The sequence below is a fragment of the Dendronalium sp. ChiSLP03b genome, assembly GCF_034531165.2.
GTDB classification, from domain to species: Bacteria; Cyanobacteriota; Cyanobacteriia; order Cyanobacteriales; family Nostocaceae; genus Dendronalium; species Dendronalium minutum.
Map to the genome: position 1 here is coordinate 36489 of NZ_JAVRBR020000122.1, position 13870 is coordinate 50358.

The 13870-nt window shown below is 38.8% G+C and carries 17 protein-coding genes; 14 read left to right on the forward strand and 3 right to left on the reverse strand.

Annotated elements, in window-relative coordinates; genetic code table 11:
- Positions 1–60 precede the first annotated feature (60 nt).
- Both RMY31_RS27655 and RMY31_RS27660 read left to right on the forward strand, forming a co-directional pair.
- On the forward strand, positions 61–1563 hold the full coding sequence (locus RMY31_RS27655) for a pitrilysin family protein (RefSeq protein ID WP_322657443.1): 1503 nt from the start codon (positions 61–63) through the stop codon (positions 1561–1563).
- Between the two features lie 271 nt (positions 1564–1834).
- Positions 1835–2107: a hypothetical protein gene (locus RMY31_RS27660; protein ID WP_322657444.1), complete on the forward strand. Its 273-nt coding sequence runs from the start codon at positions 1835–1837 to the stop codon at positions 2105–2107.
- A gap of 361 nt (positions 2108–2468) precedes the next feature.
- Here RMY31_RS27660 and RMY31_RS27665 read toward each other — a convergent pair whose 3' ends face one another.
- Positions 2469–2714, reverse strand: a complete 246-nt coding sequence (locus RMY31_RS27665) for a hypothetical protein (protein WP_409878616.1) — start codon at positions 2712–2714, stop codon at positions 2469–2471.
- Between the two features lie 621 nt (positions 2715–3335).
- Between RMY31_RS27665 and RMY31_RS27670 the strand changes: the two genes are divergently transcribed.
- The 10 genes from RMY31_RS27670 to RMY31_RS27715 all read left to right on the forward strand — a co-directional run bounded on the left by RMY31_RS27670 (position 3336) and on the right by RMY31_RS27715 (position 9364).
- Positions 3336–3578 (forward strand): hypothetical protein, encoded by a 243-nt coding sequence (locus tag RMY31_RS27670; RefSeq protein WP_322657447.1) that lies wholly within the window; start codon positions 3336–3338, stop codon positions 3576–3578.
- Between the two features lie 163 nt (positions 3579–3741).
- Positions 3742–3984, forward strand: a complete 243-nt coding sequence (locus RMY31_RS27675; RefSeq protein WP_409878618.1) for a hypothetical protein — start codon at positions 3742–3744, stop codon at positions 3982–3984.
- A 164-nt stretch (positions 3985–4148) separates the two neighbouring features.
- Positions 4149–4379, forward strand: coding sequence for a hypothetical protein (locus tag RMY31_RS27680; protein ID WP_322657449.1), 231 nt, complete (start codon positions 4149–4151; stop codon positions 4377–4379).
- Between the two features lie 163 nt (positions 4380–4542).
- Entirely contained in the window at positions 4543–4773 is a 231-nt protein-coding gene (locus RMY31_RS27685) for a hypothetical protein (RefSeq protein WP_409878620.1), read from the forward strand.
- Positions 4774–4936: 163 nt separating this feature from the next.
- Entirely contained in the window at positions 4937–5167 is a 231-nt protein-coding gene (locus tag RMY31_RS27690; protein WP_409878622.1) for a hypothetical protein, read from the forward strand.
- Between the two features lie 163 nt (positions 5168–5330).
- Complete coding sequence (locus RMY31_RS27695; protein ID WP_409878624.1) at positions 5331–5567, forward strand: hypothetical protein; 237 nt, start codon at positions 5331–5333, stop codon at positions 5565–5567.
- A gap of 490 nt (positions 5568–6057) precedes the next feature.
- The gene (locus tag RMY31_RS27700) at positions 6058–6300 is read left to right on the forward strand and encodes a hypothetical protein (protein WP_322657451.1); all 243 of its coding nucleotides are present in this window, start codon (positions 6058–6060) and stop codon (positions 6298–6300) included.
- Positions 6301–6435: 135 nt separating this feature from the next.
- Entirely contained in the window at positions 6436–7620 is a 1185-nt protein-coding gene (locus RMY31_RS27705; protein ID WP_322657452.1) for an aminoglycoside phosphotransferase family protein, read from the forward strand.
- A gap of 81 nt (positions 7621–7701) precedes the next feature.
- Complete coding sequence (locus RMY31_RS27710; RefSeq protein WP_322657453.1) at positions 7702–8802, forward strand: T3SS effector HopA1 family protein; 1101 nt, start codon at positions 7702–7704, stop codon at positions 8800–8802.
- Between the two features lie 265 nt (positions 8803–9067).
- A complete protein-coding gene (locus RMY31_RS27715; RefSeq protein WP_322657454.1) occupies positions 9068–9364 on the forward strand; it encodes a HetP family heterocyst commitment protein in 297 nt (98 codons plus the stop codon).
- Positions 9365–9464: 100 nt separating this feature from the next.
- Here the strand turns inward: RMY31_RS27715 and RMY31_RS27720 are convergent, their stop codons facing one another.
- Complete coding sequence (locus RMY31_RS27720) at positions 9465–10247, reverse strand: peptidylprolyl isomerase (protein WP_322657542.1); 783 nt, start codon at positions 10245–10247, stop codon at positions 9465–9467.
- A 733-nt stretch (positions 10248–10980) separates the two neighbouring features.
- On the opposite strand from RMY31_RS27720, the gene RMY31_RS27725 reads away from it, so the two are divergent.
- Positions 10981–11241 carry a hypothetical protein gene (locus RMY31_RS27725; RefSeq protein ID WP_409878627.1) on the forward strand — a complete coding sequence of 87 codons (261 nt, stop codon included), beginning with the start codon at positions 10981–10983 and terminating at the stop codon, positions 11239–11241.
- A gap of 512 nt (positions 11242–11753) precedes the next feature.
- Entirely contained in the window at positions 11754–11996 is a 243-nt protein-coding gene (locus RMY31_RS27730) for a hypothetical protein (RefSeq protein WP_322657455.1), read from the forward strand.
- A gap of 174 nt (positions 11997–12170) precedes the next feature.
- On the opposite strand, the gene RMY31_RS27735 is transcribed toward RMY31_RS27730, so the two are convergent.
- Positions 12171–13718, reverse strand: a complete 1548-nt coding sequence (locus RMY31_RS27735) for an HlyD family efflux transporter periplasmic adaptor subunit (RefSeq protein WP_322657456.1) — start codon at positions 13716–13718, stop codon at positions 12171–12173.
- Positions 13719–13870 lie beyond the last annotated feature (152 nt).

Genomic DNA, 13870 nt, shown 5'->3' on the forward strand with positions numbered 1-13870 from the left:
GACGCAAAGAACGCGAAGGGAGAGAGTATGCAGAGGTACAAGGTGAAGAGTAGAAGGCAGATGGAATTGAAAATTAAAAATTTAAAATTCAAAGTTAAAAAGAGTCAGCAGCTTGTTTTTGCTTTGATGCTGGTTTTTGCCTTTTTACTTGCAACTTTTAACTTTTCTCTAGCGGCGACAGCGGAGGCAAAGTACTACACAGAGTTGAAGTTTGCACCGCTAAGCGAGATTAAGTTACCCAAATATGAGCGGTTTGTTCTCCAAAATGGCTTGGTTGTGTATTTAGTAGAGGATCGCGAACTGCCGTTGGTGAATGGTACGGCGTTGGTGCGTACAGGAAGTCGCTTAGAACCAGCGGCTAAAGTCGGGTTGGCTGGTTTTACAGGCGCAGTGATGCGTACAGGGGGAACTAAGAAGCATTCACCTGATGAACTCAATCAAATATTAGAACAACGGGCAGCTGCTGTAGAAACTAGTATTAGCGAAGCTACGGGTAGTGCTAGCTTTGAAGCACTTAGCGAAGATTTAGAAACGGTGTTTGGGCTGTTTGCTGAGGTGCTGCGAGAACCAGTGTTTGCTGCCGAAAAGTTAGATTTGGCTAAGACACAGGCTAGAGGTGGTATTGCCCGTCGCAATGACGACCCAGATGAGATTGCTACTCGCGAATTTCGCAAATTAATCTATGGGAAAGATAGCCCCTATGCGCGCACGATAGAGTATGCCACAGTCGATCGCATATCTCGTGACGATTTAGTCAAGTTTTACGAGCAGTATTTTCATCCCAATAATATAATTTTGGGGATTGTTGGGGATTTTGATACTAAGAAAATGCGATCGCTCATTCAAGCTAAGTTGGGCGACTGGCAGCCTAACCCCAAATTCACTAAACCCCAGTTAGCAGAAGTGTCGCCAGCCAACACAGGTGGAGTGTTTTTTGTCAATCAGCCGCAACTGACCCAAAGTAGCGTTCTCATAGGGCATTTAGGCGGGCGGTTTGACAATCCAGACTATCCAGCCCTAGATGTGCTGAATGGAGTGTTAAATGGGTTTGGCAGACGCTTATTTAATGAGTTGCGATCGCGTCAAGGTTTAGCTTACTCGGTATATGGCTACTGGAATCCCCGCTTCGACTACCCAGGCATGTTCGTTGCTGGCGGACAAACACGCTCTGATGCTACCGTACAGTTTGTCAAAGCGTTACAAGCTGAAATTAAACGTATCCAAGCTCAAAGAGTGACAGCAGAAGAACTAGCTTTTGCTAAAGAGTCCACACTCAACTCCTTTGTGTTCAATTTTCAAGATCCCAGCCAAACCTTATCGCGGTTGATGCGCTACGAATATTACGGCTATCCGGCTGATTTTCTGTTTCGCTATCAAAAAGCCGTAGCCGCAACAACAACGGCTGATGTCCAGCGGGTAGCCAAGCAATACCTCAAGCCAGAAAATACAGTGACTCTAGTAGTGGGCAACCAAACCGCCATTCAACCGCCCTTGACGCAGCTAGCAGCAAAGGTAATACCAATAGACGTGACAATTCCCTCGCCACCACAAGCGAAGAATTAATTGAGGTTACTTATTCATAAAAACTGCGGTTAGAGACGCGTCATGGCGCGTCTCTACTTATATGAAACGATTAGCAAGACAAAAAAACTATCAACACTATGAAAAATACACTTTTAAAGACAAAATATCTTTTGTTCTGTCTTGAAAATTAGCAGACAAATATTGACTTTATCAAATTACATTACAAAATAGAAAAGAGAGCTTTTGTATTTGCAGTTTAATCTTATCCAAGAGCGTTTTACTTACTATCACTGTATTGTGGGATCTAAAAATGGCAAGAATAATAATCTCCAATTTGGATACTAATAGTGAAAACTTACTTACTGAACTAGAACCTTTAGAAATTAAATCTGTGGCAGGTGGTTACAGAAGAGGAAGGTCAAATACATCAAATACAACTGACACCACAACTAGCACAAATGATGCTATATCAGGTTCACTAAACCAGGTTTATAATCTTCTCGGTAACTTAAGGAAACAGATAGACGAAGAAATGTCCAATGTGCAAAGTCAACTACAGCAGCAAACTGCGGACATGGCCTAATTCTATACTCTCCTGATTATCGTGTATTCTGAGTCTCATTGACATTGGAATGCACGATTTTTTTAGATAAATTTTCAAAAAACATATTTATACGAATTATAGTTAACAGTATAAATTGAGTAGCTAGAACGCCAATTCATAGCAAATTGGGATATATAGTATTATTTGAAATTGACAAAACAGACTAACCCCTCTTTTATCATTTTCGGGAGAGAATAATCTAGAATCCTTACAGCATAGGATTTTTACCAAAAATCTTGATTTCAGCCATTGTGTTAGAAAATAAACGCTCAAATGCTCGCTCTATCTACAGTTGAAAAATTGGCTACTATTTTTATTTTCCCAGAGTGACTAAAGAGGGCTAACTGTGCGTATTCCCAATCACGCCACTTGCCACAACGGGGAAGCAATGGCTTGCGCGGGTTTCCAAGGCACTCCGTTGGGGAGACAATAAGTTGCGGAGCCAGTTGCGTGGTGAGGCAGCGCGGTCTTGGGGTCTCACGCTACTTCCTACCCTGCGGGAAGGCGTTCCGCCTACAACGGGGGGAACCCCCCTTCGGGTTCGCAGTTCCTTCAAGTCGGCGAAGCCGCCCAACGGACTGCTCACCGCAACGGAGTAGCTCCCCAAGTGGAGCATCTGGCGTGGTTTCCCCCATGAGCGACTACCGAAAGGTCTCCCGACTTGAGCAAACTGGCGTGAGGTTCCCTATGGATGCTCTACAGCAATCCTAAATTATTCATCGTAAGCAGTCGAACAGAATTAATTACACAACGTCATTGCAAATAGAGCGAAGCGGAGTGAAGCAATCCCAGCCCTTGCGATTGATTCCCCGCAGGGGTACGAGACGTTGACGCTAACGCTTGCAATGACTGTAAATATTTTGAGCTATCTACTTACACAAGATTCCCTACTTCTCAAAGTAAGCTTGGGATTTGTGACAGTTTTTATAAGCTTGTAGCTTCAAGAGATTAAAGACAAGACAATATTAAATCTGTAGTTGGTATGGTGCAATTATCCAAACCAGTATTACTATCAATTCAAAAAAATATTCATAATTAAATTAATTTTTAAGAAAGACACAAATTGCTCGTTTATGTCTTTTTATGCAGGTTTATAGCCTTGACTTTCTCAGTTTCTATAAATAAAAATTGCATTAGCAACTAAGCAAACACAGCTTACTTGCTAGCATCTATCACTTACGTTCCACAAATATTTTAGGAGTAAATCATGGCAACTATTAATCTTGCGGAATTATATGCTGCTGGTTCTGAATTGTTCCAAGATACCGAAAGCTTTCTCAATGAGCTGAGCGATGTAGATTCTATCTCTGGTGGAAATTACGGTAGCAATGTCAGCGATATTTCAGGACTGACAAAGCTAGCTGAAGCATATGTTCTAACATATGGCGTTGGTCATATTGCTGTTATCACCAAGTCATACAGCCATGGTGGTTACGGCTTCGGTTACTAATAGCTTAGTAGTTAGCTACTAAGCTAAATAACTCTTCAGGGATTCAACCTCAAAAGTAATCTCTGCAATAAACATGAGGTTTCTTTATTACTAATAATCCCTGAGAGTCAGTTAGATTAATCAATCTACACCTTATTGGCAACAAATGTTTTCGGAGTAAAAAATGGCAAATATCAATCTTTCTGAACTACACGCTGCTGGTTCTGAATTGTTCCAAGATACCGAAAGCTTTCTCAATGAGCTGAGCGATGTAGATTCTATCTCTGGTGGAAATTACGGTAGCAATGTCAGCGATAATTCAGGACTGACAAAGTTAGCTGAAGCATATGTTCTAACATATGGCGTTGGTCATATTGCTGTTATCACCAAGTCATACAGCCATGGTGGTTACGGCTTCGGTTACTAATCGTTTAGTAGTTAACTACTAAACTAAATGGCTCTTCAGGGATTCAATCTCAAAAGTAACCTCTTGGATAAATATGAGATTTCTTGATTATCAATCATCCCTGAAGAGCTAGGCAAGTTAATTAATCTACACCTTCTTTACAACAAATATTTTAGGAGTAAAAAATGGCAAATATCACTCTTTCTGAATTACACGCTGCTGGTTCTGAATTGTTCCAAGATTCCGAAAGTTTTCTTAATGAATTGAGCGATGTAGATTCTATCTCTGGTGGTAGTTACGCTACGGAGTCCGTCAGCGACCTATCGGGACTGACAAAGCTAGCTGAGGCATTTGTTCTGACATATGGCGTTGGTCACATTGTCGTTTTAACCAAGTCATACAGCAATAACTACTAATAGCTTTGTAGTGAACTATTAAGCCAGCTGGCTGTTCAGGGATTTAATCTCAAAAGTAATCTCTGCGATAAATATGAGGTTTCTTTATTACTAATAATCTCTGATAGTCAGCCAGATTAATCAATCTACACCTTCTTTGCAACAAATATTTTAGGAGTAAATCATGGCCACTATTAATCTTTCTGAATTGCACGCTGCTGGTTCTGAACTATTTCAAGACTCTGAAAGCTTTCTCAATGAACTGAGCGATGTAGATTCTATCTCTGGTGGTAGTTCCGCTACGGAGTCTGTAAGCGACCTTTCTGGACTGACAAAGCTAGCTGAGGCATTTGTTCTGACATATGGCATTGGTCACATTGTCGTTTTAACCAAGTCGTACAGCAATGACTACTAATAGCTTTGTAGTTAACTACTAAGCCAGCTGGCTGTTCAGGGATTTAATCTCAAAAGTAATCTCTGCGATAAATATGAGGTTTCTTTGTGACTAACAATCCTTGAAAGCCAGCCAAATTAATTAATCTACAGCTCACTTGCAACAAATCTTTTAGGAGTAAATCATGGCAACTATCAATCTTTTTGAACTACACGCTGCTGGTTCTGAATTGTTCCAAGATACCGAAAGCTTTCTTAATGAATTGAGCGATGTAGATTCTATCTCTGGTGGTAGTTATGCTACGGAGTCCGTCAGCGACCTATCGGGACTGACAAAGCTAGCTGAGGCATTTGTTCTGACATATGGCGTTGGTCACATTGTCGTTTTAACCAAGTCATACAGCAATAACTACTAATAGCTTAGTAATTAACTACTAAGTTAGATGGCTGTTCAGGGATTTAATCTCAAAAGTAATCTCCGCGATAAACATGAAGTTTATTTGTGACTAACAATCCCTGAAAGCCAGCCAAATTAATTAATCTACAGCTCACTTGCAACAAATCTTTTAGGAGTAAATCATGGCAACTATCAATCTTTTTGAACTACACGCTGCTGGTTCTGAACTGTTCCAAGATACCGAAAGCTTTCTTAATGAACTGAGCGATGTAGATTCTATCTCTGGTGGTTCTGAGAGTCTTAGCAACGTCAGCGATCTATCGGGACTAACAAAACTAGCTGAAGCATATGTCCTGACATATGGAGTTGGTCACATTGCCGTTTTAGTAACCTCATACAGCCATGACTACACAGTCTAATAGCTTTGTAATTAACTACTAGGCTAGATGGCTCTTCAAGGATTAAACTAAAAAGTAATCTATTTTTTTGAGATTTATTTAATAGCTATAATCTTAAAGAGCCAGGTTTTAACAATTAATTCAGGAAGTAACAATTGCTAGTTTCAATATTCCGAAACTATCTATTAGGGATTTTGTACTTTTGCAATAGCTGGAAATCTTCCTCAAGTACTTGAACAATATGACTGACATTTCCACTTTGTAACCAATACTCATATTACCCACACTATATTTAATTAATTTGTAGTTAAACCTCATCTACCTTGAGAACTGTAGTTTTTTGCCAAGATACTAAGATTGCTTCCTTATGTCGCAATGACGCATCTGAATTATTGTCAACTCCAGGTTTCAACATGGACGAGGTTTATATGCTGAGTCTGAGCTAGTAATCAAGAACTTAATCAGGCTTACATAGACTATTTCATCAATGATTTTTGTGGGAAGTAATTAAATGGCAAAAATCATAATTTCTGATCTGCATACTGCTGATTCAGAAACTTACCTGACCGTGATGAATGATATCGATTCCATGTTTGTATATGGTGGTGATGACTATGCATTATCTGAGCTTATTAACTTTGCTTATAAATTTCTGGATTTTGTTGTAGCTATTTTTGGCATCTACAACATTGCATTACTAGCAAAATCCTTCAATGCTAGTGAGTCTAATTCTTCTTTGTCTATTTATCTTTGATGATTGAACTGGAAATTGACATGATGACCAATAAGATGTTATGTGCAATCTATGCATGGTTAGCATTACTGTGGTTTTACAGTTTCTTGATTAACCAACAGCAAATTTCACTTCTGTTAATAATTATTTGACACTATGCCTTTCTTATTAAGTTCTCAAAATGTTATTGACTACCTGATTCCCCTAGGATTATGTACTCAAGAAGAAAAGTCATTGAGTAAGATTGAGCTAAAACCTGCCAAGAACTTTAATTTGTTAATTAGTTTGTCTGATGGTCGGCAACTTCTAGTTAAACAAGAGCGTCTCGACCTAGAAGGAAAATCTGTTGGTGAATTTTTTGAGGAATGGAAAATTCATAATTTTTTCCGAAGGTTTCCAGAAATTAACCACATTCGCTCTTATTGTTCGGAAGTTTTGCATTTTGATGCTGCAAATTCCATTATTGTTTTCAATTATCTGAGTAACTATCGGGATTTAGCTGATTTCTACACTAAGGAGAATTTATTTCCAACTGAAATTGCAAGGATAGTCGGAAATACTTTAGCAGCTATTCATCGTGTAAGTATTAATCGGCAAGATTACCAGGAATTCTTTCAAAATGTTGAGGGTGCATCTAGTCAAAAAACTCCAAACCTAAATTTGGGAATGGATAGGATTACCCCAGAAATTTATGGTAGAGTTCCTGCCGATGGATTGAAATTCTTTGCCCTTTATCAACGGTACGACAGCTTAGGACAGGCGATCGCAGATTTGAGTGATGCTTTTACCCCTTGTTGTCTGACCCATAATGACCTGAAGCTGAACAATATCCTTTTATCCTTAAATTGGGAAGAAGCAGTTTTCCAAGAATCGCTCGGATATGACAGTATCATTCGCTTGATTGACTGGGAACGCGGTAATTGGGGAGATCCAGCTAATGATTTAGGAACACTGGTGGCCAGCTACCTGCAAATCTGGCTTTACAGCTTGGTCGCTAGCAATATGATTGCGATCCAAGAGTCTTTACGTCTAGCCACAATTCCTCTGCAATTGCTTCAGCCTTCAATTGCGATGCTGGTTAGTACTTATTTGGCTCACTTCCCCGAAATCCTAGAGCTTCGTCCTGATTTCATCGAGCGAGTCATGCAATTTTGCGGTCTAGCTTTGATTAGAGCTATTCAAGCACAACTCCAGCACCAAAAAACCTTTGGTAATGTCGGTATCTGTATGCTTCAGGTTGCTAAGAGTTTATTGTGCCGTCCGGAAGCATCTATACAAACAATTTTTGGTATAGAAGCATTAGATTTGTATCCCACCAGTTTGTCTCCCATACAGAGGTAGATAAAGACAACTCATGTAGAGACAAGGGAGAAATTCTCCCTTATCTCTCCCTAATCCCTCTTAATTCACAGGCCAGCACTTATGCAACTATTAGATTCGTTGTCAACTCAACTATCAGATATTCCAGAGCCATTGCAGACATCACTGCAAGATATTGTTCATAAGGTTGAAATTCAGTCACGGTATTGTATTAAGCACCCAGACTACAAAGCATTGGAATTGCCAGAATCAGCAGTTTCGCGCTTTCTGGAAATGCCCTTAGATCTCCAAAACAAGTATTTGAGTTTGCAATTGCGTAGTTTTCTCTATGGCATTTATTACAACGGTTCAATGAAACTTTCGCTCGCACCCGATGCAGAGACAACAAATGTACCATTAAGCCAAAATCTGGAAAATAATACAAAATTAGGTGTAGATGTGGCTTTTTACGAACGCTTGCATACAAGCAACAAAGGTGAAGGCTATCTGAGCCGCGATTGGCTTGTGATTAAAGAAGAAATGGATGGCATTTTGGTGGTCGAGAAGAATGGTTTGAAACTGTACATTGAGCGCGATGTTCATCTACAACCAGAAGAACGAGTTGTTACTGTCGGCGACTCAGTTGCAATCAAAATGCCCAAGAATTTGGTACAAAGCGCATTTTACATGGCAGTTAGTAATGCAGCTTCCCATGGTAGTCAAAATATTGTGCGCGTTTACTTCAACTTAACCCCAGAAGGTGCAGTTGCAGTCATGGAAAGTTTAACTACACAACTCAACTCCATAGGTGTTTCCTTTTCTTTTAAAACATTGTACAACCCTTCCGATTATGGGCGTTGCGACTCAGCAGTGCTTTACTTTGACAAATACAACTATGTCGCTGTTCACCCAGTATTAGAGAGGGTGTATGTAGAAAATCAATCTTATTTTCAAGAACAAGTGCCTTTGTTCACCAAGTTGATGGCACCAGGATTGGCGATCGCAGAAGAACCAGACCGTAAATTTGGTGATAAAGAAAGTTTCGGTACGCACCGCTGCCAAATTGTTGCTAACGGGTTGATAGATGCTTGGCAGCAAGGAAATGATACGCCAGCAGTTCGGATGTCATCGATTCTCCAACATTTCTCCTTCCAGGAAATTGAATTACAACGTCCTTACCTCAATGCCAACTCTGAGGATATCTACACTCCCTTACACATATAAAATTCAATAACCTTGTGGTAGTTGACTGATACTTGCACCTAGCCCTAGCGATTGGAAATCAAAGGTTTCAAGCCCGCGCAGGCGGTGAGTCCAGTGTTGCGGGAAGGATTATTGACCCAGGCGACGACTGGCGTTAGCGAGGTTCGTGTAGCAGACGCTCCTTCTGGTGCGTCACCCAAAGTGGTTTTGCCTGTATAGCTGCGATTTCTATTCGCTTGGTGCTTTTCTCCCCGCTGGTGTAAATTCTCGCATGAGAGCTAATACGATGAATGAAGAATTTTCTAACTGTAGTCAAACTTTAAATAAAATAATCAGTTCTGAAGAATGGGAACCAATTATCAAAGCGATTGTAGCTGGCAAGTATTCCTGGGCTTGTATTTTAACCCTCCACGTTATTGGGTTAAATCCTATTGAATATATACCCTATCGCACTTATATGCGATTACTAAAAAATAACTGCATACTTGCCAAAAGCAGTAAAAATAAAACTAACGGGATGAAATTACAATTTTTTACTATCAAATCAAGATGGACAGAACTGAGTAGCAGTAAATTAGAATAAAATAATTTAAAAATAAACACAAAGATAGACATAATACTTAGCATTTTAATACCGCTCTTGTCTTTCTTTGTGTTTGGTTAATTAAATTATTATTGCTAGCTTAAGCTGATTCTAGCAGTTCTTTAGATAATTGAGAATTCACATTATCCTGAAGCTGCACTACAATTTCTACAGCTGCGATTTGTTGCTGTAACCAATTGGCAAAGAAATCTCCCATAATTTTCAAACGTAACTTTTCATCTAATTGTGGTTTAATAATTTCCTCGACTGCAATTATATGTACTCCTTTTGGTGTAATAATTGGCTTAATAATCTGTGGCGGAGTGGCGGCAAAGACTGCGGCTGCAATTTCTGGTCTAAAATCGCTACGATGGCGGATTCCTTGATAGCCACCAGCACGGCGGATTTCTGGATTTTGGATGTATTGGCGAGCAATTTCTTGGAAACTGATTTCACCTTCTTGTAGAGCATAAAATATTTCTAGCGCCAAGTCTTCATCATCTAAGACAACTTCATAAGTTACTGCCCCAGAATAGTCAATTTGGTGAGCATAAAAAAATGGTTCAACTTTATCTGCAAATAAATAATTTGCTAACTTTGCAGATATTAGGTTTGTTTTGGCAATTTCTTCAAAGTCATCTAGAGAAAGATGATGTTTTCCTAACCAGACCCAAGTATCTTCTGCTTTAATCAGTTTGTTAGCCAAGCGCATGTTATCTGCTGCTTGTTGAAGTTCTTCTGTCTCAACTTCAATTCCGGATTTTTCAGCGGTATCAGTAATAATTTTTCGAGTAGCGATCGCTTCTACCAAGCTAGGAATTTGGCAAGATAACCTGAGATGGTAAATAATATCTTCATGAGAAAGATTTAAAATACTTAGCATCATGTAATTCCTCCGGTCACACAATTAATTTTGAATTAGTTACTCGAAGTTTTCAGATAAATTAGTAGCGTATCTATCATATTCACTTTATATATAATTTCATGTCTCTATCTAATGATACTTTTAATATAATGATTAATAATTAGTACAATTCGATGTAATAAAAAGCTATGTATTCTATATAACTATTATAAATTAAAAGAAAACACACAAACTCACTGTTTATAAACCAATACATCTGAAAAATAATTCATCAACTATTGCACGTTTATCTAAGAGCTATAAATTAATTAAATTTTATATTTAGCAAGTTATAAAACTTTATAGTATAGTTTTAGCTACTTATGTTAAATTGCTCCGTGGAGTCTTTATATCAAATCCGTTAGTATCGGAATAATATATTATTTAACTCAGAGTTTAGGATCGATATATGTAACTACTGAAACTAGATAAGTACCGTTGCTGTCAATTTACAACGTATATGTTATTTCAGTAAACAGTTTCTTAGCAGCAAGAAAGACGATATAACTACTAGAGGTAATTAAATTTATATATTCAGCTATTTATTATAAATAAATATTTTTTGCACAGACAAAACTACTGGGATTATGTCCTAAAATATTCTCAAGAATTGCTTACCTATATCAAAACTTCATATAATACCAGCTTAAATATTGCCTGACTAATGTAATAATTTAAAAGTCCGTTATCTACTTAGCATACAACCTAAAAAATGAGTAAAATAATCATAATTTCTGATTTACATCCTCCTGAAGTAGAGACATTTATACACGATGTAACTCCAGCACAAGCGGAAACTATAATTGGAGGTTATTCTCCATATATCTATATAACTAATATTACTGATACTGTAAACATAAATAGTCAAGGAGATACTACAATTGAAGGTACAGATTCGATAAGCTACCGTGAAAATAAGGTGAATACTGTAGATTTTTCAAGGTCAAATTACAATAGGATTTTTTCTTATTGATAAATATTTTATGCCCTTGTGTCACAAAAGCCGAATAACATAGTTACCGATACTGTGACACAGCAGGTATAAGGCAGATTAGTTTTATTAGTTATAAGTAGTTGCGTCGCAATCAATTTCTACAATTGCTCAGTTTCTGGTTGAAAAATCCAGACCAAATAACCTGACTAAGAAAGTAAGACAATGACTAAAATATTAACTTCCAACTTACATCCTACTGATGTAGGAGTATTTCTGCACGATTTGACTCCAATACAAGCAAGTATTATACGTGGAGGTTCTAACTCTATTTCTGTAACTAACATTAGTGATGGCGTAAACAATACCGAGAATACATATGAAGGTTCAGATTCATTTAACTATCGTGATAATAAAATTCACACTGTAGACTATTCCAGATCTAATTACAATTGGTTCTATATTTTTGATTGAGAGTTAAGTGCTTTGATTTTAGGAGTTGATGGATAGAGTTTTTCACTAAGTAACAAAACCTGACAAAGGAGAATAAAATCATGGCTAAACTAGTAAGTTCTGAATCAAAAACTATTGGTGTAAACAAATTATTTCATGACCTAACACCAATAGAAATGGCTACAGCTTCAGGAGGTTCGGATCTGACATTAACTAACATTCAAGATGGTGTAAATAATAAATCCGAGAAATCTAGTTTATATAGTATAGAGGGAAATAAGTTGTTCACTATTGACTTTTCAGGATTAACGATGAATTTCATCTTCTTAATTGATATATTATGAGCTTTTGCTAATTTATAGCAGATAAGCTGAAACGGCTCAATTACAATCTTCAAGTTCAGAGGTGTTGACCTTGAAGCGTAAAAAATAGGGCAGGTGATACAAGTCTGCCCTACTTCATGTTCAAGATATATGTTCTAAATGACGAGTAACTAGAAACTTATTTCAGACTAATTATTAAAGCTCCAGACCGCCTTTTTGCAATTTCTTAAAAGGATCTAAAATAAAGTCAATCACTCGACGCTGACGAATAATCACCTCTGCGGTTGCTGTCTGACCAGGAGTTAAGGTGATGTATTTGTTGCCAGCTTGGATATAAGGACGATCCAAGATAATATCCAACTCATAAGTTTCTATTCTGTTTTCATTGTTCGTCTGAATTTTCGAGTTAGGTGATATCCAACTGACACGCCCTGGCAGCACTCCATAATCTTGGAAGGGATAAGCATCAAACTTGACTTTGACTGGCATTCCCACTTTCAAGAAACCACTGTTTTGACTAGGCATTTGCGCTTTCACAATCAAAGGAGTATTGTTAGGTGCAATTTGGGCAATTACCTGTCCTGCTTCTACTGCTGGCCCTGGTTTTTGGATGGGTAACTCAAAAATTGTGCCATCAATAGGCGATCGCACCACTCGTTGCTGTAACTGAAGCTGCAAGGAAAGGATTTGGCTTTGAGTTTGAGTCATTTCCGTTTGCAGGCTAGTAATTTGCGTTTGCAGGTCTTTGAGTTGTTCCTGATTTTTCAGCACCGCCAGTTTACCTGCTTGCACCACGCCTTGATAGCTACTTTGCTGTTCTTCCAGGCGAAGTTTTGCCTGCTGAATATCTGCTATGGCCTGACTCATTGTCGTCTGATAGCGACCCAACTCTTCTTGTAAACGTAGTTGAGCTAGTGTAGCCTCTGATTTTGCTTGTTCTTGGGAGATCAGGCTTTCTTCTGCCGTCTTCTCTAGTTCCACAACTTTGATTTGGGGAATTGCACCTTGCTCTAAAAGTTGGCGATAGCGGGCAATTTCCGCTACATCTCGGCGCAAACGACTGCTAGCTAACTTTTGGGCGATCGCAGTAGAATTGATGCTCTGCCTAGCCTGCTCGACTAAAGCTAGTTTTTCCAATTTTTGTAAGTTATACGTACTCTGTTTCACATCCAGATTTTGCTGTGCCTGATTGACTTGAGCCATTTTTTCCAAGGCTTGAGCTTGGTTTTGTTGCTCTTGGATATTAATTGCCAGCATTAATTGATTTTTCAGCAAATCCAGTTGCGATCGCCTACTGATTAGCCCTTCTAGCTTTGTATTTGTCTGTTGCAAATCTGTTTGCAAGACATCCGAATCCAGTGCCAGCAAAACTTGCCCTGCTTTGACAGTCTGGCCTTCTTTGACGTTCACAGATTTGACGCTACCAGCAACTGCAATACCCAATGTTTGCGTTGCTCCTTTGGGTTCTAAACGCCCTCTGGCACTTCCTGTCTCATCAACCTTGGCCAGCATCGCCCAAGGTAAGATAATCGCTGCAAAGCCTGCCAGCAAGTACAGCATTGAGCGTGTCCAGAGTTTTGGTAAGGCATCTAGTAATTCCTCAGTGCCGTAATACCAATCATTTGCCTCAGTTTCTACCTCTGTCTGATAATCAACAACGGCATTAGAACCCTCAACCTGGGAAACCCGATCTTGCCTTGGTGTGGCAAGTATGGATAATAAATTTTGATATGGGTTTGGCATAAGTAATTTAGAGGACTGGGTATTGGGGATTGGGGAACTCGGGCCCCCTCTGGGGATTAGGGGCTATGGGGATTGGGGATTGGATATTGGAAAATTTTTTCCTAGTCCTTAGTTCCCAGTCCCCAGTCACTAGTTCACTCGGAAATTTCCCA

What these genes read in the sequence shown, in the direction of transcription:
- RMY31_RS27655 (WP_322657443.1), top strand. Translation starts at nt 61, where the DNA reads ATGGAATTGAAAATTAAAAATTTAAAATTCAAAGTTAAAAAGAGTCAG.
- RMY31_RS27660 (WP_322657444.1), top strand. Translation starts at nt 1,835, where the DNA reads ATGGCAAGAATAATAATCTCCAATTTGGATACTAATAGTGAAAACTTA.
- RMY31_RS27670 (WP_322657447.1), top strand. Translation starts at nt 3,336, where the DNA reads ATGGCAACTATTAATCTTGCGGAATTATATGCTGCTGGTTCTGAATTG.
- RMY31_RS27675 (WP_409878618.1), top strand. Translation starts at nt 3,742, where the DNA reads ATGGCAAATATCAATCTTTCTGAACTACACGCTGCTGGTTCTGAATTG.
- RMY31_RS27680 (WP_322657449.1), top strand. Translation starts at nt 4,149, where the DNA reads ATGGCAAATATCACTCTTTCTGAATTACACGCTGCTGGTTCTGAATTG.
- RMY31_RS27685 (WP_409878620.1), top strand. Translation starts at nt 4,543, where the DNA reads ATGGCCACTATTAATCTTTCTGAATTGCACGCTGCTGGTTCTGAACTA.
- RMY31_RS27690 (WP_409878622.1), top strand. Translation starts at nt 4,937, where the DNA reads ATGGCAACTATCAATCTTTTTGAACTACACGCTGCTGGTTCTGAATTG.
- RMY31_RS27695 (WP_409878624.1), top strand. Translation starts at nt 5,331, where the DNA reads ATGGCAACTATCAATCTTTTTGAACTACACGCTGCTGGTTCTGAACTG.
- RMY31_RS27700 (WP_322657451.1), top strand. Translation starts at nt 6,058, where the DNA reads ATGGCAAAAATCATAATTTCTGATCTGCATACTGCTGATTCAGAAACT.
- RMY31_RS27705 (WP_322657452.1), top strand. Translation starts at nt 6,436, where the DNA reads ATGCCTTTCTTATTAAGTTCTCAAAATGTTATTGACTACCTGATTCCC.
- RMY31_RS27710 (WP_322657453.1), top strand. Translation starts at nt 7,702, where the DNA reads ATGCAACTATTAGATTCGTTGTCAACTCAACTATCAGATATTCCAGAG.
- RMY31_RS27715 (WP_322657454.1), top strand. Translation starts at nt 9,068, where the DNA reads ATGAATGAAGAATTTTCTAACTGTAGTCAAACTTTAAATAAAATAATC.
- RMY31_RS27720 (WP_322657542.1), bottom strand. Translation starts at nt 10,247, where the DNA reads ATGCTAAGTATTTTAAATCTTTCTCATGAAGATATTATTTACCATCTC.
- RMY31_RS27725 (WP_409878627.1), top strand. Translation starts at nt 10,981, where the DNA reads ATGAGTAAAATAATCATAATTTCTGATTTACATCCTCCTGAAGTAGAG.
- RMY31_RS27730 (WP_322657455.1), top strand. Translation starts at nt 11,754, where the DNA reads ATGGCTAAACTAGTAAGTTCTGAATCAAAAACTATTGGTGTAAACAAA.
- RMY31_RS27735 (WP_322657456.1), bottom strand. Translation starts at nt 13,718, where the DNA reads ATGCCAAACCCATATCAAAATTTATTATCCATACTTGCCACACCAAGG.